The following is a 20,869-nucleotide window of genomic DNA, read 5'->3' on the forward strand; positions in this document are numbered from 1 at the left end:
AGCCCGCGGTATTGCACCGTACTGGGTATTTTCGACACGTACCTGGGTATCAATGGTGCACTGGCGTAGAAAAAATCTGTCGAGTCGGTCAGAAAAATGTGGTTTTTCTGGCAAAACGTCGATCGGGTTAAACCCCGAGGTGGTTTGCCAGTCCTAGCTGTATAAGCTGTCTTAAGGGCTGTGACTCGGCCAGTCGTATTCAGGAGTTCTGTGCAATGACGCGCACTCGTAAAATCGTCGCTTGGTGCTGCGCCAGCATCGTTCTGTCAATCGTCGTGGCGGTGGTGTTTTTGCTGTTCTTCGACTGGAACCGCATCAAACCGCCGCTCAATGCCAAGGTCTCCGAAGAGCTGCATCGCCCGTTTGCCATCAATGGCAACCTGGCGGTGGTGTGGCGCCGTGAACTGGACGAGGGCGGCTGGCGTGCCTGGGTGCCATGGCCCCATGTGATCGCCGAAGACCTGAGCCTGGGCAACCCCGAGTGGTCGAAAAAACCGCAAATGGTCACGCTCAAGCGTGTGGAGCTGCGTATCTCGCCGTTGGCCTTGCTGGTGCAACGCGTGGTGATCCCGCGCATCGACCTCACCGAGCCGAGCGCCGAGTTGCAGCGCCTGGCCGATGGACGTGCCAACTGGGTATTCACATTCGATCCCAAGGACCCCAACGCTGAGCCCTCCAACTGGGTGGTGGAGATCGGCGCCATCGGCTTCGACAAGGGCCACGTGACGCTCGACGACCAGCCCCTCAAAACCCAGCTGGACGTGATCATCGACCCGCTGGGCAAACCCATTCCGTTTGGCGAAATCGTCGGCGATGCCGATGCCAAAAAAGTCTTGGAAAAAGGCGCGGCCCCCCAGGACTACGCGTTCGGTCTTAAGGTCAAAGGCCAGTACCACGGCCAGAAACTCGACGGTAGCGGCAAGATCGGCGGCCTGCTCGCCTTGCAGGACGCGGCCAAGCCGTTCCCGCTGCAAGCCCAGGTGAACATCGCCGACACCCGCATCGCCCTGGCCGGCACCCTGACCGACCCGCTCAATCTCGGCGCCCTGGACCTGCGCTTGAAACTCGCAGGCGCAAGCCTGGGTAACCTGTACCCGCTGACCGGTGTCACCCTGCCGGACTCACCGGCCTACTCCACCGATGGGCACCTGACCGCCCAACTGCGCCAAGCCAGCGGCGCGACGTTCCGCTACGAAAACTTCAACGGCAAGATCGGCGCCAGCGATATCCGCGGCAACCTGGCCTACGTCGCCAGTCAGCCACGCCCCAAACTCAGCGGCGCGCTGGTGTCCAACCAACTGTTGATGGCCGACCTTGCACCCTTGATTGGCGCTGATTCCAACGCCAAGCAAAAGGCCCGTGGCGGGATGAGTAAACAGCCGGCGACCAAAGTACTGCCGGTGGAAGCGTTCCGCACCGAGCGCTGGCGTGACATGGATGCCGACGTCGAATTCACCGGCAAACGCATCGTCCACAGCGCCGACTTACCCTTCACCGACCTCTACACGCACGTGGTGCTGACGGATGGCGAACTGAGCCTGCAACCCCTGCGGTTCGGCGTGGCTGGCGGCAAGCTCGATGCGCAGATTCGCCTGAACGGGCGCGTCACGCCAATGGAAGGCCGCGCCAAATTGACTGCGCGCAACTTCCAGCTCAAACAGTTGTTCCCGACCTTCGAACCGATGAAAACCAGCTTTGGCCAACTCAACGGCGATGCGGATATCGCCGGGCGCGGCAACTCGGTGGCGGCGTTGCTTGGCTCGGCCAACGGCGACCTGAAGATGCTGATCAACGACGGCGCCATCAGCCGGGGCCTGATGGAAATCGTCGGGCTCAACGTGGGCAACTACGTCGTCGGACGTTTGTTTGGCGACAAGGAAGTGAAGATCAACTGCGCGGCGGCGGACTTCGGCATCAAGACCGGGCTCGCGACCACACGCTTGTTTGTGTTCGACACCGAGAACGCCATCATCTACATCGATGGCACGGCGAACATGGCTTCGGAGCAGCTCGACCTGACCATCACCCCGGAGTCGAAAGGCTTCCGCCTGTTCTCGCTGCGCTCACCGCTGTATGTGAACGGTCCGTTCATCAAACCGAATGCCGGCGTGAAAGCCGTCCCCCTGGCACTGCGCGGCGCCGGCATGGTCGCGCTGGGGATCATCGCCGGCCCGGCCGCCGGGTTGCTGGCACTGGTCGCGCCGAGCGGGGACGTGCCCAACCAGTGCGCGCCGTTGTTGCAGCAGATGAGGGAAGGCAAGGCGCCGAAGACTGTGAAAGGCTAACTGACCCGACGGAGATGAAAAAAATGGTAGCGGGTTTGCTCGCGATAGCGTTGCGTGCGTCAGTCAATTTATCCGCTGACGGACACTCTACAATCGCACGCAAGCCCGCTACCACAGGGGGATTTCGGCGCTTTTTGCAGCGGCTTATAGGCTTTCGAGAATATCCGCCATGTCATCCGCATGCTCTTCTTCCTGAGCCAGGATTTCTTCAAACAGGCGGCGAGTGGTCGGGTCTTTATCACCGATGTACTGGATGATTTCGCGATAGCTGTCGACCGCAATCCGCTCGGCGACGAGGTCTTCGTAGACCATTTCCTTCAAGGTGTTGCCGGCCACGTATTGCGCGTGGGAGTTCTTCGACAGCAGGTCCGGGTTGAATTCGGGCTCGCCACCCAACTGCACGATACGTTCGGCGAGTTTGTCGGCGTGTTCGCCTTCCTGGGTCGCATGTTCGAGGAATTCTTCCGCGGCGATCTGCGCTTTCACGCCGCTGGCCATGAAGTAGTGGCGCTTGTAGCGCAGCACGCACACCAGTTCAGTGGCCAGCGAGGCGTTGAGCAGGCGAATGATCTCTTCGCGGTCGGCGCTGTAGCCTTCGGTCACGGCGCCGTTTTCGACGTTCTGGCGGGCGCGTTGGCGCAGGGTCGCAACGTCAGTCAGGTTTGCTGCAGTCATCTCAACCTCCTGGGGCTAATCCGGTTTTACGCCACGCTCTGTCGGCGTGATCGCTCCAAGTTGTGAGTCATGCGCAACGCAAAAAGTTTTATTGGATTTACCGGCAGGTGTCATCAGCGCGTCGCCGGATTGGGTTAGCCTGCTCGCATCCTTTCTTGATCAAGGACGTTCGCTTCATGTCGCAGTCGTTAGCCACGCGTTACCCCTTGGTACTGGTGCCGGGCATGCTGGGGTTTGTGCGCCTGGGGTTGTTTCCTTACTGGTATGGCATCGTCCCGGCGCTGCGGGCGGGTGGGGCGCAGGTGTTTGCGGTGCAGGTGGCGCCGCTCGATTCCAGCGAGGTGCGCGGTGAGCAGTTGCTGGTGCAGGTCGAGCGGATTCGCCGCGAAACCGGCGCCGACAAGGTCAACCTGATCGGCCATAGCCAGGGCGCGCTCACCGCGCGTTATGCCGCCGCCAAGCGCCCGGACTGGATCGCGTCGGTGACGTCGGTGGCCGGGCCCAATCACGGCTCGGAGCTGGCGGATTATTTCCATACCCATTACCCGATGGACAGCGTCAAAGGCCGGATCGTCAGCGTGCTGTTTCATCTGGTCGCCGCCGTCATGAGCCTGCTCGAAACCGGCTACCGTGGCCCGCGCTTCAAGGCGGACCTGCACGCCTCGCACCAGTCGCTGACCAGTGCGGGGGTGGCGTTGTTTAATCGTGAATATCCCCAGGGATTGCCGCAGACGTGGGGCGGGCAGGGCGCCGCAGAGGTGAATGGCGTGCGCTATTACTCGTGGTCCGGCACCTTGCAACCGGGTAAGACCGATCGCGGGCGCAACCTGTTCGATGGCACGAATCGCAGTTGCCGCCTGTTCGCCCGCAGCTTCGTGCGCGAGAAGGGCCAGTGCGATGGCATGGTCGGACGCTACAGCTCACACCTGGGCACGGTGATCGGCGATGACTACGCCCTCGACCATTTCGATATCGTCAACCAGTCGCTGGGGTTGGTGGGCAAGGGGGCGGAGCCGATCCGCTTGTTCGTCGAGCATGTGCGGCGGCTCAAGGCGGCTGGGGTGTAGCAGGTGCACCGCGTTATCGTTCATCGGGGGCAAGCCCCCTCCCACATTGGACCGCGTTCGCCCTGGCGCCTCGGTCAACTGTGGGAGGGGGCTTGCCCCCGATAGCGATAGCTCAGGCAACGCCCAGCCTACGCCCGACCGGCGTGGTCCAGCGCTCCGACAAAATCACCCCGCCCAACGTCAACAGCCCGCCCACCAGGTGATACAGCGCCAACTCTTCCTTCAACACCAGCGCCGCGATCAGTGCGGTAATCAGCGGCAGCAGGTTGAAAAACAACGTGGTGCGGCTCGGCCCCAGGGTTTTCACCGAGTGCATCCAGGCCAACGGCGCGAGCATCGAGGCCAGCAGGCAGGCGTACAGCACCAACGGGATATTCGCCCAGCCCAGCCCGGCTTTTGCCGAAAACAGGAACAGCGGAAACAGCACCACCACCGCCACCAGCACCTGCAAATACAGCAACACCAACGGCGGCAGGCGCAGCTGCCATTTTTTCAACAGGGTGCTATAGACCGCGTAGGCCAGGGTGGCGACCAGCATCATCGCGTCGCCCAGGTTGACCCCGTGTTGCAGCAACGCGCCCAGGCTACCGGACGACACCACCACCACCACGCCAGCGAACGACAGCACCGCGCCGCTCAGTGCACCAAACGTCAGGCGTTGGCCGAGGCTGATGATCGCCGCCGTCAACGCCATCAATGGCATCAGCGACAGGATGATGCCCATGTTGGTGGCGCTGGTCAGCGACGCGGCGTAATAGGCCAGGCTTTGATACACCGCCATGCCCAGCACGCCGAGGATAAAAATCTTGCCCAGGTTCGGGCGGATGATCGGCCAATGGGCAATCACCGGCTTGAGCATGAACGGGGTAAACAGCAGCGCCGCCAACAACCAGCGGTAGAAGCCGATTTCAGCAGGGAAGATCGAACCCACGGCCAGTTTGTTGACCACGGTGTTGCCGGCCCAGATGAAAATGGCCAGCAGGGGATACGCGTATTGCATTGAAAGCAACCCAGTGTGTTGATGAGACGGGATTATCCCCTGTCTGGATCGAAGCCTATACTGCGATCCAGACAAACGACCTCTGAATCCAGACAACATGCCCAGACACACCGTCCGCCTTGCGGATTTCCCCAGCCTGCCGAGCCCGGTGTACTTCCGTTACTCCGATTTTGCCCCGAACACCGAATGCACCCCGCACCGGCACTTCTGGGGTTCGTTGGATTATTCGGCGAGCGGGGTGATGCGCATGGAAGTGGCCGGCAGCCGCTTTATGTCGCCGCCGCAGTACGCGGTGTGGATACCGCCGGACACCGAGCACAGTTCCTACAATGCCCAGGCCATTGTCTACCGCTCGGTGGGCCTTGCCCCGCCGTTGTGTGCGCAACTGCCCAAGCAGCCTTGTACCTTGGCGATCAGCGATATCCTCAAGGCGATCCTCAGCGACTTCGCCCAACGTGACGTCAACATCCCCCACACCGAAGCCGATATCCGCCTGGCCCAGGTGCTGGTAGACCAGCTCAAGCAAGCCCCGATCCACGATGGTTTCCTGCCCTACGCGCGCCAATCCGGGCTGCTCGGCGTGCTCGAAGGCATGCAGGCCGAACCGGGGGATAACCGCCCCCTGGCGCAATGGGCCGAGCAGGTGCATGTGAGCGAACGCACCCTGGCCCGCCAGTTTGTGCGCGAACTGGGCATGAGCTTCGGCGAATGGCGCCAGCGCCTGCGCTACCTGGCAGCGATCGAAGCCCTCGACAGCCCGCGCAGCGTGCAACAGGTGGCCTTCGACCTCGGCTATAGCACTGCTTCGGCGTTTATCGCCATGTTCCAGCGCCACGCCGGCTGTACCCCGGAGCAGTACCGACGGGCGAACATTCGCGGCCGGTGAATATGTAACAGGGTTTGGCTACACTCGTCGGTAGGCCGTGCCCTCCGGCACGGTAACAGGGAGAAAACTCCATGAAGATGCTGCGAATTCCGTTGTTGATGATGGGCCTGATGCTGTGTTCCCAAGGCTTTGCCGCTACCGCCCAGCAAAATAAAATGACCACCTGCAATGCCGAGGCCACCACCAAGACGCTCAAGGGCGACGAGCGCAAGGCCTTCATGAAAACCTGCCTGTCGGCGCCGGCGGCCAATGACGCGAAGACATTGACCCCGCAGCAGCAGAAGATGAAGGATTGCAATGCGTCGGCGAAAACCAAGGCGCTGACTGGTGACGCACGCAAGACGTTCATGAGCACCTGCCTCAAAGGCTGATTGCGATTTCGCGGCCGCTGAAGATCAAATGTGTGAGGCTGGCTTGCCTGCGATAGCGCGCCAGCTCCCACACTTGATCGCATTCACCACCGATCCCCTCGCTTGATTCCCCCAAGGCTGGCAGACTGCCCATCCTTTAACGCCGTTCGTTTTGAGGCTGTATGCCAACGTTTTCTCAGCGTCACGTGTTGTTGCTGGCCAGTTACATCATCATTTTCGGCGGGTTACTGCTGGTTCTGCCGCTGAAGTTACTGCCCAGCCTGCTGGCCGGTCTGTTGGTGTTTGAACTGGTCAACATGCTTACCCCTCAACTGCAACGGCTGATCGAAGGTCGGCGTGCGCGCTGGCTCGCCGTCGCCTTGCTCGGCACCTTGATCGTCAGCGTGTTGGCCCTGATCTTTGCCGGCGCGATCAGCTTCCTGCTCCACGAAGCGGAAAACCCCGGGGCCTCCCTCGACAAATTCATGGGCGTGGTCGACCGCGCGCGCGGCCAGTTGCCGCCGTTCCTCGACGCCTACCTGCCCGCCAGCGCCGCCGAATTCCGGGTGGCCATCGGCGACTGGATCAGCAAACACCTGAGCGACCTGCAACTGGTGGGCAAAGATGCCGCCCACATGTTCGTCACCCTGCTGATCGGCATGGTGCTCGGCGCGATCATCGCACTGCAGCGCATCCCTGACCTGACCAAGCGCAAACCCCTGGCCGCCGCGCTGTTCGATCGTCTGCACCTGTTGGTCCAGGCGTTTCGCAACATCGTCTTTGCACAGATCAAGATCGCCGCCCTCAACACCGTGTTTACCGCCGTGTTCCTCGCGGTGGTGCTGCCGCTGTGCGGGATTCACCTGCCGCTGACCAAAACCCTGATCGTGCTGACCTTCCTGCTCGGCCTGCTGCCGGTGATCGGCAACCTGATGTCCAACACCCTGATCACCATCGTCGCGCTGTCGCTGTCGATCTGGGTGGCGGTGGCGGCGCTGGGGTATTTGATCGTGATCCACAAGGTCGAGTACTTCCTCAATGCGCGGATCGTCGGCGGGCAGATCAGTGCCAAATCCTGGGAGTTGTTGTTGGCGATGCTGGTGTTCGAGGCTGCGTTCGGCCTGCCGGGCGTGGTGGCGGGGCCGATTTACTACGCGTATTTGAAGAGTGAGCTGAAGCTCGGCGGGATGGTCTGAATGTGGAAGGGGCGATGTGTCAGTCAATATTCCTGGTGACTGACCCACTGCAATCGGGGGCAAGCCCCCTCCCACATTTTGATTTTCAGTGCCAGTGAGTTGGGGGCAGATCAGCTGCCGTAACGCTTACTGGCCTCAATCGCCAACCCACTACCGATACTGCCAAAGATATTCCCTTCCACATGCCGCGCATTCGGCAGCATCGCCGAGATGCTGTGGCGCAGCGCCGGAATGCCGCTGGAACCGCCGGTAAAGAACACCGTGTCCACCTGCGCCACATCCACCGACGCGTCGGCGAGCAATTGGGTGACGCTGTTGCGCACGCGCTCCAGCAGCGCATCGATGGCCGACTCGAACAGCGCACGGCTCAGGTCCACGCTCAACCCTGGCTCCACCCGGTCGAGCAGCACATGGCGGCTGTCTGCGTGGGTCAGCTGGATCTTGGTTTCTTCGACTTCCATCGCCAACCAGTGCCCGGCCCGCTGTTCGATCAGCTTGAACAGGCGGTCGATGCCGCCGGTGTCTTCGATGTCGTAGCGCATGCTGCCCAGGGCCAACTGGGATTTTTGCGAGTACACCGAGTTGATGGTGTGCCAGGTGGCCAGGTTCATGTGATGGCTGGTGGGCATGTACGCGCCGCTTTTCATGCGGCTGCCGTAGCCGAACAGCGGCATCATGCCGGCCAGCGAGAGTTGTTTGTCGAAGTCGGTACCGCCGATGTGCACGCCGCCGGTGGCGAGGATGTCGTCGTGGCGGTTGTCGTTGTGGCGACGGTCCGGCGACAGGCGCACCAGCGAGAAGTCCGAGGTACCGCCGCCGATGTCGACAATCAGCACCAGCTCTTCTTTTTCGATGGTGGACTCGTAGTCGAAGGCCGCGGCAATCGGTTCGTACTGGAACGAGATGTCCTTGAAGCCGATCTTGCGCGCCACGTCGACCAAGGTGTTCTCGGCTTCCTGGTCGGCCATCGGGTCGTCATCGACGAAAAACACCGGGCGACCCAGTACCACTTCTTCGAACTCGCGGCCCGCAGCGGTTTCGGCACGGCTCTTGAGTTGGCCGATAAACAGCGCCAGCAAGTCGGTGAACGGCATCGCCGTGCCCAGCACGCTGGTGTCGTGCTTGATCAGCTTGGAACCCAGCAGGCTCTTGAGCGAGCGCATCAGCCGGCCTTCGTAGTTTTCCAGGTATTCGTGCAGCGCCAGGCGACCGTAGACCGGGCGGCGCTCCTCGAAGTTGAAGAACACCACCGACGGCAAGGTGATTTTGTCGTCCTCCAGCGCGATAAGCGTTTCCATGCCGGGGCGAATCCAGCCGACGGTGGAGTTGGACGTGCCAAAGTCGATGCCGCAGGCACGGGCTGGGGATGGGTTTTTCATGTCTATCGGGTTCCGGTTGAAAAACGGCCGCGCAGTGTATGCCACCCGCGTGCAGATGCGTAGGCCGACGATCTGTTAAATAGCCGGCGCCGCGCCTTGAAAGGCCAGCGTTTGCCCCCAACTTGTCCCGCATACCGTCGGTGGCTGCAAGATTATTCGTGCGGTGCCGATAAACTACTAGACGCAGCCATCGGCTTGGGATTGAGTTCAGTCAATCCAAACGCTGCAAACCGGCGCATGCTGTGCCCTTGGCTGTGCGATATCGATGACGGAGGGTGACCCCCCAGATGGACTTTAAAGACTATTACAAGATCCTTGGCGTGGAGCCGACGGCGGACGACAAGGCGATCAAGACCGCCTATCGCAAGCTGGCGCGCAAATATCACCCGGACGTGAGCAAGGAAAAAGACGCCGAAGCCAAGTTCAAGGACGCGTCTGAAGCCTATGAAGCGCTGAAAAGCGCCGACAAGCGCGCCGAGTACGACGAGTTGCGCAAATACGGCCAGCATGGCCAGCCGTTCCAGGGGCCACCGGGCTGGCAGAGCCGTGGCGGCTACAGTGGCGGCGAGGATCAGGGGGATTTTTCGGACTTCTTCAGCTCGATCTTCGGCGCCCGTGGCGACGGCTTCGGCGGCGGTCAGCGCCGCAGTACCGGGCGTAAAGGCCAGGACGTGGAGATGCAACTGTCGGTGTTTCTTGAAGAGACGCTGTCCACCGAGTCCAAGCAGATCAGCTTCCAGGTACCGCAATACGACGCTTCGGGCCGGCATGTCAGCAACACCGTCAAGAGCCTGAACGTGAAGATCCCCTCCGGGGTCACCGACGGGGAGCGCATCCGCCTCAAAGGCCAGGGCGCGCCGGGCATTGGCGGTGGGGCCAACGGTGATCTGTACCTGATCGTCAAGTTTGCGCCGCACCCAAAATTCGAGGTCGAAGGCGAAAACCTGGTGATCAGCGTGCCGGTGGCGCCGTGGGAACTGGCGTTGGGCACCGAAGTTGCCGTGCCGACCCTGACCGGCAAGATCAACCTCAAGGTCCCGGCCGGTAGCCAGAACGGCCAGCGCATGCGCGCCAAGGGCCATGGCCTGATGAACAAGGGCGGGCAGCGCGGTTATCTGTTCATCCAACTGAAAGTGGTGATGCCCAAAGAGGCCAGCGAGGAAGTGCTCGGGTTGTGGAAGGCACTGGCCGACAGCGCCGCCTTCGATCCGCGCAAAGGCTGGAACAACTGATCCACCCGGGCAACTGTCTTGCATAGTTAGGCCCAGGCCCGTGGGGGCCATGAATAAGCTGCTCATTTTCACAATGAGGTACTTTTCATGGCCCACGCTCAAGCCCCGCTCCCTCCGGGAGACCAGGGGCAGCACTACGCAACGCTCGCCAGCCTGATTCCGCAGGCACTCGTCAAAGCCTCCCCACACAACCGCGCTGCGCTGCGCCAGCTCAGCCCTGAGCTGCCTGGCTGGTACATCTCGACCAGCCTGCAGCAAAAAGACACGCTCAAGACCTTCATCGACGCCAGCTGGAACTCATTGAGCCAATGGGAAGCGCAGATGGCGAAGCTGCAGACGGTCACGGAGTTCGCCCAACCGTTGTTGGAAACCGCATTAAAAGACGCCGGTTACACGCTGGATGTGCAGCAAACGTATCTGCTGCTGTATGTCCCGGCAGAAGACGCCTTCGGCCGGCAAACGGGCGGGTTCAAGACCAAGACGTTTTCCCTGCTGCAAGCGGCGCTGAACAACTTTGAAGCGCCGGAAGCGGCGCCCGGCTTTTTCAACAGTGCTTCAGGTTTCATCTCCCGGCCCGATGATGACACCGGTCGTTTTGAGCGGGTCGCTACCGCGCTTCCCATCGATACGTTTGTCACGCTCTGCCGTGAGCTGGACCTGGGCGCTCAGTACCAGGCCTACCTCAATGGTCACCTGCGCTCGGGCAATGTGATCGATGATGCGTTGTTGCGCCTGCGCTTTACCACGTGGAAAAAAGACGCCCTCAAGGTGGAGGCGCACCTCGCGTTGCTCAAGGGGGATATCGGTGCCGATGATTTTGCGTTGCTGTTGAGAGTGGCCAACGGCGAGAAAGACATCCGGATCGGCGACAAACAGATCTGGTACAGCACGCCGTGCCTGATGCACCTGCGGCTTCAAGGCTGTTTGCTCATCGAACCGAGCGTGATCCGGCGTTATGGCACCTGGTTTATCGCCTGGTTTCCCGACGATCCGGTCCAGCCGATCAAGCGCTATGAGTCGTTTGCCGAATTCCGCCAGGACATGACGGACCGCCTGACCCACGGCACGCAAGACGACGACCGATCCAAGGGCATCGAACCCACGCAATACCAGGTGTTTTTCAGCCGTTTCGTCGCCAAAAAGGACCGCCCCTATTACTTTCGCCGGTTGACTGAGCTGGTCAAAGACGCGCCACAACAGTCTTGGGCGGTGCAGTGGATGCGCTCGGAGCGTGGGCAGTTCTGGTCAAAATTGCTCGCCCCGACGCCGTTCACCCAGGTGCTGGGTGATCCCGCCCATACCGTTCGAATCCCCATCAAAGGCCCGAATCTGGATATCAACAGCGACCCGATCAAGGGGCTCTGGAGCGTTATCGACCTGTGGGACGAACTCTACGAAAGCCAACTCGAGCGTTTGCTCGACGATGGGCTCGCCGACGCGATTACGACCGCGCACACCGATGCCGCCAACCGCTCCCGCCGTTGGTCGCACTACCTGGGCCTGGGCATGTTGGTGTTGAACACGGTCTCGATGGTGGTGCCGCCGTTGGGGTATGCGATGCTGGCGGTCACGGCCGCGCAGTTGTTGCATGAAGTATTTGACGGGGTGCATGAGCTGAGCACGGGCGACCGCGAGGCCGGCTGGTTGCACTTGGGCGATGTGTTGGAAAGCCTGGTGATGCTCGGTGCGGGCGCGGTGGTGTTCCACTTTACCGTCTCGCCGTTTATCGAAGGCCTGAAGCTGGTCAAGTTGCCCGACGGCAAAGTTCGGCTGTGGAAGCCGGACTTGAAACCCTATGTGCGCAACATCAACATCGCCACCGACTCGCAGCCCTCGGCCGAAGGGTTGCACACCTACGGTCGCGACCAGATCCTGTTGCTGGAAGGCCAACCCCTGGAGCTGAAAAAGGACCCGTACCCCGGCAAATATCGCATTCAACACCCGCGCCGCCCCGATGCCTACCAACCTGAGATCCGCCACAACGGTTCCGGTGGCTGGCGCCATGAAGTGGAGCAGCCGCGGGGTTGGCGACAGCCACGCCTGATGCGACGTCTGGGGCCGTCCATGGACGCCTTCGAGGACATCGAACTGGAGCAGATTCGCACGGTCTGTGACGTGGATGACGATGCGCTGCGCCGTGTGCATAGCGAGAGCGAGGCGCCGCCCGCCGTGCTCCTCGACACGGCCAGCCAGTTTCAGGCCTATGCCGATGCGGTGACGGTAAGCGAGCTGATCCGCAGCGGCAACCTGTCCAGCCCGCTGGCCCAGTATGCCGTGCCGTTGACGGTCGAACTGCCCGGCTGGCCAGCGGCGTGGGCTATCGAGGTGGTCGAAGGTTCGGGCGCGGCGGCCAAGCGCGTGCGTTATGCGCCTGTGGGGCCGCCAGCGACGCAGGTGATCAACCTCGACATGGCCGACCTGATGGCCGGCAAACTGCCCGAGCGGGTCGTCCAGGCGCTCAGTCGCGAGCAGGTGGCGCACATCCTGCGTCAGTTCTTTCAGTACATTCCCGAAGACAACAGCGCACGCGTGACGCTGGTGCAATCGGCCCTGGCCGATTTTGCGGTCGGGCAACGCGCGCGGTTGTTCAATAGCTTATACGCCGGCCAGGCGCCCGCCGCCGACTCGGCGCTGCAAGTGCTGCAGCGGGATTTCAAAGGGTTGTCGAACGCCATGGGCCGCGAGCTGCTCGACGCTGCGCCCGCAGCTGCGCTGGCCAGCCTCAAAAACACCGGCAAGCTGCCGCTGGCGCTGGCCCGGCAGGCGCGCGGCATGCAGCGCCAGATGCGCCTGGTGCGCGCTTATCAAGGCTTATACCTGGAGGCGCTGGCCGGCCCGGACACCGAGACACTGGTGCTCAACACCCTCGAAACGCTGCCCGGCTGGCAAGACGACTTGCGCCTGGAGGTGCGCGAACATGACTATGACGGCACATTGCGCGCCAGTTTCGGCCCCATCGATGCGAGCAGCCGCAAGGTGCTGGTATGGGTTGCCCTAGGTCGCTATCAGCCGTTCGATGAAGAAGCCAACGCACTGTCCGGCATCAACAGTTTCTATGGGGCGATCCAGCATGCGCTGACCGATGGGCATCGCGCCTCCCTGGGCCTGCCGCACGTCGCGCAGGGCCAGCAGTTGAAGGCGCTGATCCAGCGATATGCCTTGCCCCGGCCGCAATTGCGCCGTTTGTTGCATATCCTGCCCGAGAGCCGGCCGTTCTTCCTCGCGCCCAGCGTTTTGCCCGGCAATCGCCGTGGGTATCCGTTGAGCGGTCGAGGCGTGGGTCTGGGCGACTGGGATCGCATCATTGAGGAGCGCTTGCGCACGTTGTACCCGGACTTTACCGACGAGGAGGTGATCGCGTTGCGTGCGGCCAACGATCCCTACAGCGATCAGTGGCTCAAGGCGCTGGAGCGCGAGTACAAGGTGCTGGATGCCGCGCTGCAAACCTGGATGAGTCAGCCGATCGAAGGCGTGGGCGAGTTCGGCAGCCAGGCCTATCGCGAACAGTTGCTCAGGCGCAGCGAGATTGTCCGCGCCCTCAAGGATGCCTGGCGCCGCATCGGGCCGCGGCATTACGACGAGAGTGGGCGCTACCTGGGGCAGAAAATCGAACTGGCGGACAAACCGCTTCAGCAGCAACTGCTGAGCCTGCCCGCGCTGAGTGCCAACTTTGAGCATGTCAGCGGGCTGGGTCTGTCCAACTCCGGTTTCAGCGATGCGAACGTGTCGTTCCTGGCGCACTTTCGCGCCTTGCACACCCTGGATATCGCCGCGTGCGAGTTGACCCGATTGCCGCCGCAGATCACGCAGATGGCGCGTCTTCAGGAACTGGAAATGGCGGAGAACCATATCGTTCTGGATGCTGATGCGGTCGCGCGGTTGCGCTCGATGCGGCATTTACGGACGCTCTGGTTGGACGGCAATCCGCTGGGGCTCGCGCCCGATATCAGCCAGATGCACGAGCTGCGCCTGCTGTGGCTGGGCGGCACTGGCCTGACCGACTGGCCGCCGGGCCTGCTTGAAGTGCCACGGCCGCGTTCGTTCCTGCTGGACTTGAGCGCCAACCCCATCGAGCGCATACCCGCTGTGGCGCTGGGTTCGGAGCATGCCGGTGTGCTTGCCCGCACGCGTGTTGACCCGTCACGCCTGACGCCGGAGGTGAACCGCACGCTCAGGGGCTATATGGAATCCGTCGGTATTGACCCGGATCGGCGTCTCCCGCCGGCCGGCACGCAGGACAGCGCGCACTGGATGGCCGGTTTGACGCAGGACGAATGGCTGGCCAAGCAGCCGGTCTGGGATGCACTGGAAGGCGCGCGCGGTTCGGAGCCGTTTTTTGATGAGATCAGAAAGTTATCGGAGTCGTCCGATGCGCTTCTGGCGCCCTACAAGGTCGAGCTGACGAGCAAAGTCTGGCGCATGCTGGAGGCCGCCGACGCCGAACCCCGGCTGCGCGAAAAGCTGTTCCAGATGGCCACGGCGCCGACCACCTGCGTCGACGCCGGGGCGCAGTTATTCAATGCCATGGGGGTCGAGGTGATGCAGTGGGAAGCCCACGCGGCGGGGCGTCCGGAATGGGTCCTGCTTGAACTGCTGGACCTGGCCAAGGGCAAGTGCCGGTTGGACGAAGTGGGCCGGATCGCCCGCGCCCGCGTGGAGGCGCTGCGCGCGCAGGGCCGGCGTTTTCCGCTCTATGACGAAGACGGGCATCTGCTCACCCAATACGATGAACGCGGCAACCCGGTACGCACGCTGGATGAAGTCGAGATCCATCTGGCGTTCGTCACCGGGCTCGCCCAACGGCTGGACCTGCCTTGGCAATCGCGCAGCATGCGCTTCGACGAACCGGATGTGACGCCCCAGATGCTCGATGACGCCTATGAGCGCGTCACGCGCCTGGAAGAGGGCGACCTGCTCCGCGAGCAACTGATCGAACAGGACTTCTGGCGCAACTACCTGGAAGCCACCCACGCCGAGGCGTTCGAGGTGGTGCTCAACAAGAGCCGGGCCCTGGATGACCTGCTGGAGGCGCAGACGGCCTGGGCCAGCAATGGCAACCTGTCGGACACGCAAAAGGCCGCACAACGAAAAATCATCGAAAGCACGGCCCGCACCCTGGGCAAGCCCGTCAGCGAAGTCGCCCCCGGCCAGGTGATGAGCGACGCGCAGTACTACGCCGATATCGCCGTGTTGGCCGAGGAAAGTAAAAACATCCTGCGCCGCCTCTGCGATCAGGCGATGGGGCGCAGTGTCGATTGATCATGCGGGGTGCAACGCAACCCTGAAAACCTCGGTTTTCAGGGTTGAATCTCCGGCGCTAAAACAAGAAATAGCGCTGCGCCATCGGCAGCACATCCGCCGGCTCGCACCACAGCAACACGCCGTCGGCCTTGACCTGATAGGTCTGTGGGTCCACGTCGATGTGCGGCAGGTAGTCGTTGTGGATCAGGTCGGTTTTCTGCACATTGCGACAGCCCTTGACCACCGCGATCTGCTTCTTCAAACCCAAGGCTTGCGGTAAGCCGGCATCCTCGGCGGCCTGGCTGATAAAGGTCAGGCTGGTGGCGTGCAGGGCGCTGCCGAAGCTGGCGAACATCGGCCGGTAGTGGACCGGCTGCGGCGTGGGAATCGAGGCGTTGGCGTCGCCCATCAGGCTTGAGGCAATCGCGCCGCCCTTGAGGATCAGGGTTGGCTTGATGCCGAAGAACGCCGGACGCCACAGCACCAGATCGGCCCATTTGCCGACTTCGATGGAGCCGACGATATGGCTGATGCCGTGGGTGATCGCCGGGTTGATGGTGTACTTGGCGATGTAGCGCTTGGTACGGAAGTTATCGTTGCCGGGGCCGTCGCCGGGCAGGGCGCCGCGCTGTTTTTTCATCTTGTCGGCGGTTTGCCAGGTGCGCGTGATCACTTCGCCGACGCGGCCCATGGCCTGGCTGTCGGAGCTGATCATCGAGAACGCGCCGAGGTCGTGCAGGATGTCTTCGGCGGCGATGGTCTCGCGGCGGATGCGGCTTTCGGCGAAGGCCACGTCTTCGGCGATGCTCGGGTCGAGGTGATGGCAGACCATCAGCATGTCGAGGTGTTCGTCGATGGTGTTGCGTGTGAATGGCCGCGTCGGGTTGGTCGAACTGGGCAGCACGTTGGCGAAGCCGCAGGCCTTGATGATATCCGGTGCGTGGCCGCCGCCGGCGCCTTCGGTGTGGTAGGTGTGGATGGTGCGGCCCTTGAGCGCGGCCAGTGTGGTTTCGACGAAGCCGGATTCGTTGAGGGTGTCGCTGTGGATCGCCACCTGCACGTCATATTGGTCGGCGACGTTCAGGCAGTTGTCGATGCTCGCGGGCGTGGTGCCCCAGTCTTCGTGCAGCTTCAAACCGATGGCGCCGGCCTTGACCTGCTCGATCAGCGGCTCGGGCAAACTGGCGTTGCCCTTGCCGGTGAAACCGATGTTCATCGGGAACGCGTCGCTGGCCTGCAGCATGCGCGCCAGGTGCCACGGGCCGGAGGTGCAGGTGGTCGCGTTAGTGCCGGTGGCCGGGCCGGTGCCGCCGCCGATCAGGGTGGTAACGCCGCTGGTCAGCGCTTCTTCGATCTGCTGCGGGCAGATGAAATGCACGTGGCTGTCGATGCCGCCGGCGGTGAGGATCATGCCTTCACCGGCGATCACTTCGGTGCTGGCGCCGATGGCCATGGTCACGCCGGGCTGGATATCCGGGTTGCCGGCCTTGCCGATGGCGTGGATGCGGCCGTTCTTGAGGCCGACGTCGGCCTTGACGATGCCCCAGTGATCGATGATCAGTGCGTTGGTGATCAGGGTGTCGACCACTTCATGGGCGAGCAACTGGCTCTGGCCCTGGCCATCGCGGATCACTTTGCCGCCGCCGAATTTCACTTCTTCGCCATAGACGGTGAAGTCTTGTTCGACTTCGACGAACAGCTCGGTGTCGGCCAGGCGGACCTTGTCACCGACGGTGGGGCCGTACATGTCGGCGTAGGCTTGGCGGCTGATTTTCATGTGTGGTTGCCCTGAAAAAAATGTGTTGAATGTGAAATCGCTATCGGGGGCAAGCCCCCTCCCACCTTTTGGCTGTATTCACAAATCAAACTGTGTGAACCCAATCCAATGTGGGAGGGGGCTTGCCCCCCCCACCTTTTGGCTGTATTCACAAATCAAACTGTGTGAACCCGATCCAATGTGGGAGGGGGCTTGCCCCCCCACCTTTTGGCTGTATTCACAAATCAAACTGTGTGAACCCGATCCAATGTGGGAGGGGGCTTGCCCCCGATGAGGCCCTAAAGGTCGCCCATGATCCGCCCGGCAAACCCAAACACCCGCCGCCCTCCGCCGAAATCGACCAACTCAACTTCGCGACTCTGCCCCGGCTCAAACCGCACCGCCGTGCCCGCCGGGATATTCAGGCGCATGCCGCGGCTCAGCGCACGGTCGAAGGTCAGTGCGTCATTGGTTTCGAAAAAGTGATAGTGCGAGCCCACCTGGATCGGCCGGTCGCCGCTGTTGGCCACGCTCAGGCTGACGGTGCGGCGGCCGACGTTGAGTTCGATGTCGCCAGGCTGGATCTGAAATTCACCAGGAATCATGCAGGTTGCCCCAGGGTCTTGTAGTAGATGGCGGTCGGGCTGTAACGCCCGTCCGGGCTTTGGCAGTAATCGGGCAGTTCACCCACCTTGGTGTAGCGCAGCGCCTGGTAGAAGGCTTCGGCCTCGGAGCCGGCTTCGGTGTCCAGGTACAGCAGGCCGCGCTTGTGTTGGCGCGCGGCGAGTTCCAGGGCGTGCATCAACTGGTGGCCCAGGCCGTGGCGGCGGGCGCTGCTGTGGACCAGCAGTTTTTGCACTTCGGCGCGGTTCAGACCGTTGGCTTTCTGGCACAGCGCCAGTTGTACGCTGGCAATCACGCGCTCGTCGCGCACCACCACCCACAGCAACAGGCTGGCGTCTTCGATGCTCGCTTGCACGCTGTGCAAATACGCGCGCGCCTGGGCCTCATCGAAGTCGGCCATGAAGCCGATCGACGCGCCGTGCCTGACCGCATCCAGCAACAGCTCGATCAAGCCCTGGCGATAGTGGGCAAAACTTTCAGCATTGACTCGACGCAGTTGCGCGGCGTTCATCGATCTCACTCCTGGGGCGGTTCGGCGCCCGGATTCAAGGTCAGTTGCATAAAGGTCAGGTCGAGCCAGCGGCCGAATTTGATGCCCACTTGCGGCATCTGCCCGGTGGTGCTGAAACCCAGGCGCTCATGCAGGCGGAGCGAGGCCTGGTTGCCGCTTTCAATGGCCGCGACCATCACGTGTTTGCCGCCGGCGCGGGCGCGTTCGATCAGGGTTTGCATCAGGCGTGGGCCGAGGCCTTTGCCGCGCTGATCGTTGCGCACGTACACCGAGTGCTCGACGCTGTAGCGAAAACCTTCGAAGGGGCGCCAGTCGCCGAACGAGGCGTAGCCCGTCACTTCGTGGTTTTCCACCGCGACCAGGATCGGGTAGCGCTGCGCCTGGCGCGCACTGAACCAGGCCAGGCGGTTAGCCAGATCCACCGGCTGTTCGTTCCAGATCGCCGTGGTGTTCAGCACCGCGTCGTTGTAGATGTCGCGGATCGCTGGCAGATCGTGCTCGGTTGCATCACGGATCATGGCGGGGCCTCACGCGATGGGTTGGTGGACGGTCACCAGTTTGGTGCCATCGGGAAAGGTGGCTTCCACCTGGATATCCGGGATCATTTCCGGGATGCCTTCCATCACCTGCTCGCGGCTGAGCAGGGTGGTGCCGAAGTGCATCAGGTCGGCCACGGTGCGGCCGTCGCGGGCGCCTTCCATCAGCGCCGCGGAGATGTAGGCGATGGTTTCCGGGTAGTTGAGCTTCACACCGCGCGCCAGGCGCCGTTCGGCGACGAGGCCTGCGGTGAAGATCAGCAGTTTGTCTTTTTCCCGTGGGGTCAGGTCCATGGTTCAAGGTCCTTCATAAAATGCATTCTTAAATACAATGGAGATCAAGTGTGGGAGGGGGCTTGCCCCCGATAGCAGAGTGTCAGGCAATGCATCTGTAACTGACCCACCGCCATCGGGGGCAAGCCCCCTCCCACATTTTGATCTTCATGTGCTCCAGATTCTGGGTGCCACGGCCTCTCGCCCCAGTACCGCCGGGCGCAGCAGCCGCCATAAATCAATCAACCAGCCCCGCGCCAGCAGCGCCTCGCTCGCCAGGCAGCGCGCGACCAGCAGGCCGGGCAGTTGGGTCAGGTCGCCGCGCACCGCATGGGGCAGCGAGCGGCAGTGTTCGAGTAATTCTGGCTCGATATCGCCGGTCAGCAACAAGGTGGCGAAGACCGGTTGCCCGTCCAGGCCAATCGGCGAGTCGAGCAAGCCATCGTCGCCCACAATGCGCTGGCGTTCGTGCCAGAGCAACTGGCCGTCGCGACGGATGTCCAGGTGCGCTTGAAAGTGCCCGAGGTTGAAGCGCTCGCCGCTGGCCGGGCGGCCCAGGGCGACCACGTCCCAGTAGAACAGCCGCGCATCGCCGTGCAGCGCGATGCGCGTAGTGAGTTCGGCCTGGGCGGCGCTGAACACGATGGTTTCCTGGGGCAGCCATTCCAGGGTGGCGCCGGCCTCGACGCTCAGCTCGAGTTGCTGAAACGCCGGGCCGCTGGCGCGGTACCACTTGGCCGCGCCGGGGCTGGTCAATTGCGCCCAGGCGCCCTCGGCGACGTGGGCGCGGATGTCCAGGCGGTCGCCGCCGGCAATCCCGCCGGGCGGATGCACAATGATGTGCTGGCACACCTCGGGGCCTTCGGCGTACAAGTGTTTTTGCACGCGCAGCGGGCCGAGGTGGCGACGCATCACCGGGCGCGTGGTGTCGCCGAAACGCGCGTAGCCGAGTTCCAGCTCGGCGTGCCAGCTAGGGGTGAACAGGGCAGGAGAAACGGGCAGGTTCATGGCGTGGGCTTATCGTTAGGAAGCTACAGATTAGATGGTTACGAGGCCGCGCACACCGTCGCTTTCCATATTTTCTCCACGGCCTTGCTGGACGATTTCACCGCGCGACATCACCAGGTACTGGTCGGCCAGTTCGGCGGCAAAGTCGTAGAACTGCTCCACCAACAGGATCGCCATGTCGCCACGGGCCGCGAGTTTCTTGATCACCGCAGCGATCTCCTTGATCACCGACGGCTGAATGCCTTCGGTTGGCTCGTCGAGAATCAACAGGCGCGGCCGGCTGGCCAGCGCGCGGCCAATCGCCAACTGCTGTTGCTGGCCACCGGACAAATCGCCCCCACGGCGGTGCTTCATTTGCAGCAGCACCGGGAACAGTTCGTAGATAAACGCCGGGACTTCCCTGGCTTCGGCGCCGGGGAAGCGCGACAGGCCCATCAGCAGGTTTTCTTCCACCGTCAGCCGCCCGAAAATCTCCCGGCCCTGGGGCACGTAGGCGATCCCGGCGTGTACGCGCTGGTGCGGCTTGAAGCCGGTGATGGCCTTGCCTTCCCAGTTCACCGCGCCCTCTTTGGCGGGCAGCAGGCCCATCAGGCACTTGAGCAGGGTGGTCTTGCCCACGCCGTTACGGCCGAGCAGGCAGGTGACTTCGCCGATCTGCACCTCGAATGAAAGCCCGCGCAGGATGTGGCTACCGCCGTAATACTGGTGCAGCTTGTCGACTTGCAGCATTCTCAAAACCTCCTCAATTCCCTGTAGGAGCGAGCTTGCTCGCGAAAAACCTGAGGGCGCCGCGTGCATTCAGGATGCCCGCGTTATCGTTAACGATTTTCGCGAGCAAGCTCGCGCCTAC

The 20,869-nt window shown here is 62.4% G+C and carries 17 protein-coding genes and 1 pseudogene; 7 read left to right on the top strand and 11 right to left on the bottom strand.

Annotated features, from left to right (window positions below):
* The first annotated feature begins 215 nt into the window (after nucleotides 1-215).
* A complete protein-coding gene (locus U5A08_RS02835; protein WP_253393164.1) occupies nucleotides 216-2,285 on the top strand; it encodes an AsmA family protein in 2,070 nt (689 codons plus the stop codon).
* A 144-nt stretch (nucleotides 2,286-2,429) separates the two neighbouring features.
* On the opposite strand, the gene U5A08_RS02840 is transcribed toward U5A08_RS02835, so the two are convergent.
* Nucleotides 2,430-2,960, bottom strand: a complete 531-nt coding sequence (locus U5A08_RS02840) for a ferritin-like domain-containing protein (RefSeq protein ID WP_321850187.1) — start codon at nucleotides 2,958-2,960, stop codon at nucleotides 2,430-2,432.
* 176 nt (nucleotides 2,961-3,136) lie between these two features.
* Here U5A08_RS02840 and U5A08_RS02845 point away from each other — a divergent pair, with 176 nt between their 5' ends.
* Nucleotides 3,137-4,027, top strand: coding sequence for an esterase/lipase family protein (locus U5A08_RS02845; RefSeq protein WP_321850189.1), 891 nt, complete (start codon nucleotides 3,137-3,139; stop codon nucleotides 4,025-4,027).
* A 112-nt stretch (nucleotides 4,028-4,139) separates the two neighbouring features.
* Here U5A08_RS02845 and U5A08_RS02850 read toward each other — a convergent pair whose 3' ends face one another.
* Nucleotides 4,140-5,027, bottom strand: a complete 888-nt coding sequence (locus U5A08_RS02850; protein ID WP_321850191.1) for a DMT family transporter — start codon at nucleotides 5,025-5,027, stop codon at nucleotides 4,140-4,142.
* Between the two features lie 97 nt (nucleotides 5,028-5,124).
* Here U5A08_RS02850 and U5A08_RS02855 point away from each other — a divergent pair, with 97 nt between their 5' ends.
* The 3 genes from U5A08_RS02855 to U5A08_RS02865 all read left to right on the top strand — a co-directional run bounded on the left by U5A08_RS02855 (nucleotide 5,125) and on the right by U5A08_RS02865 (nucleotide 7,459).
* A complete protein-coding gene (locus U5A08_RS02855) occupies nucleotides 5,125-5,913 on the top strand; it encodes an AraC family transcriptional regulator (protein WP_253393168.1) in 789 nt (262 codons plus the stop codon).
* 71 nt (nucleotides 5,914-5,984) lie between these two features.
* Nucleotides 5,985-6,284 (top strand): PsiF family protein, encoded by a 300-nt coding sequence (locus tag U5A08_RS02860; RefSeq protein WP_253393169.1) that lies wholly within the window; start codon nucleotides 5,985-5,987, stop codon nucleotides 6,282-6,284.
* A gap of 161 nt (nucleotides 6,285-6,445) precedes the next feature.
* Nucleotides 6,446-7,459 (top strand): AI-2E family transporter, encoded by a 1,014-nt coding sequence (locus U5A08_RS02865; protein WP_247400743.1) that lies wholly within the window; start codon nucleotides 6,446-6,448, stop codon nucleotides 7,457-7,459.
* Between the two features lie 110 nt (nucleotides 7,460-7,569).
* On the opposite strand, the gene U5A08_RS02870 is transcribed toward U5A08_RS02865, so the two are convergent.
* Nucleotides 7,570-8,838, bottom strand: coding sequence for an Hsp70 family protein (locus U5A08_RS02870; protein ID WP_321850195.1), 1,269 nt, complete (start codon nucleotides 8,836-8,838; stop codon nucleotides 7,570-7,572).
* A 287-nt stretch (nucleotides 8,839-9,125) separates the two neighbouring features.
* Between U5A08_RS02870 and U5A08_RS02875 the strand changes: the two genes are divergently transcribed.
* Entirely contained in the window at nucleotides 9,126-10,070 is a 945-nt protein-coding gene (locus tag U5A08_RS02875; protein ID WP_253393171.1) for a DnaJ C-terminal domain-containing protein, read from the top strand.
* An 87-nt stretch (nucleotides 10,071-10,157) separates the two neighbouring features.
* Nucleotides 10,158-15,329, top strand: coding sequence for an NEL-type E3 ubiquitin ligase domain-containing protein (locus tag U5A08_RS02880; RefSeq protein ID WP_321850197.1), 5,172 nt, complete (start codon nucleotides 10,158-10,160; stop codon nucleotides 15,327-15,329).
* 58 nt (nucleotides 15,330-15,387) lie between these two features.
* On the opposite strand, the gene ureC is transcribed toward U5A08_RS02880, so the two are convergent.
* The 8 genes and pseudogenes from ureC to U5A08_RS02920 form a co-directional block, all read right to left on the bottom strand.
* On the bottom strand, nucleotides 15,388-17,088 hold the full coding sequence (ureC, locus tag U5A08_RS02885; protein WP_321850199.1) for an urease subunit alpha: 1,701 nt from the start codon (nucleotides 17,086-17,088) through the stop codon (nucleotides 15,388-15,390).
* A gap of 278 nt (nucleotides 17,089-17,366) precedes the next feature.
* A complete protein-coding gene (locus U5A08_RS02890) occupies nucleotides 17,367-17,672 on the bottom strand; it encodes an urease subunit beta (RefSeq protein ID WP_017849702.1) in 306 nt (101 codons plus the stop codon).
* Nucleotides 17,669-18,202: a GNAT family N-acetyltransferase gene (locus tag U5A08_RS02895; RefSeq protein ID WP_253393174.1), complete on the bottom strand. Its 534-nt coding sequence runs from the start codon at nucleotides 18,200-18,202 to the stop codon at nucleotides 17,669-17,671. The genes U5A08_RS02890 and U5A08_RS02895 overlap by 4 nt, the downstream gene beginning before the upstream one ends.
* A gap of 5 nt (nucleotides 18,203-18,207) precedes the next feature.
* On the bottom strand, nucleotides 18,208-18,720 hold the full coding sequence (locus U5A08_RS02900; protein WP_247400810.1) for a GNAT family N-acetyltransferase: 513 nt from the start codon (nucleotides 18,718-18,720) through the stop codon (nucleotides 18,208-18,210).
* Between the two features lie 9 nt (nucleotides 18,721-18,729).
* Entirely contained in the window at nucleotides 18,730-19,032 is a 303-nt protein-coding gene (locus U5A08_RS02905; protein WP_010213535.1) for an urease subunit gamma, read from the bottom strand.
* Between the two features lie 147 nt (nucleotides 19,033-19,179).
* Nucleotides 19,180-20,019 carry an urease accessory protein UreD gene (locus U5A08_RS02910; RefSeq protein WP_321850200.1) on the bottom strand — a complete coding sequence of 280 codons (840 nt, stop codon included), beginning with the start codon at nucleotides 20,017-20,019 and terminating at the stop codon, nucleotides 19,180-19,182.
* Between the two features lie 30 nt (nucleotides 20,020-20,049).
* The gene (gene urtE, locus U5A08_RS02915; RefSeq protein WP_321850201.1) at nucleotides 20,050-20,748 is read right to left on the bottom strand and encodes an urea ABC transporter ATP-binding subunit UrtE; all 699 of its coding nucleotides are present in this window, start codon (nucleotides 20,746-20,748) and stop codon (nucleotides 20,050-20,052) included.
* A 22-nt stretch (nucleotides 20,749-20,770) separates the two neighbouring features.
* A pseudogene (locus U5A08_RS02920) lies at nucleotides 20,771-20,857 on the bottom strand (outer membrane lipoprotein carrier protein LolA); the annotation flags it as partial.
* Nucleotides 20,858-20,869 lie beyond the last annotated feature (12 nt).

It is taken from the genome of Pseudomonas paraveronii (assembly GCF_963681955.1).
Taxonomy (GTDB): Bacteria; Pseudomonadota; Gammaproteobacteria; order Pseudomonadales; family Pseudomonadaceae; genus Aquipseudomonas; species Aquipseudomonas paraveronii.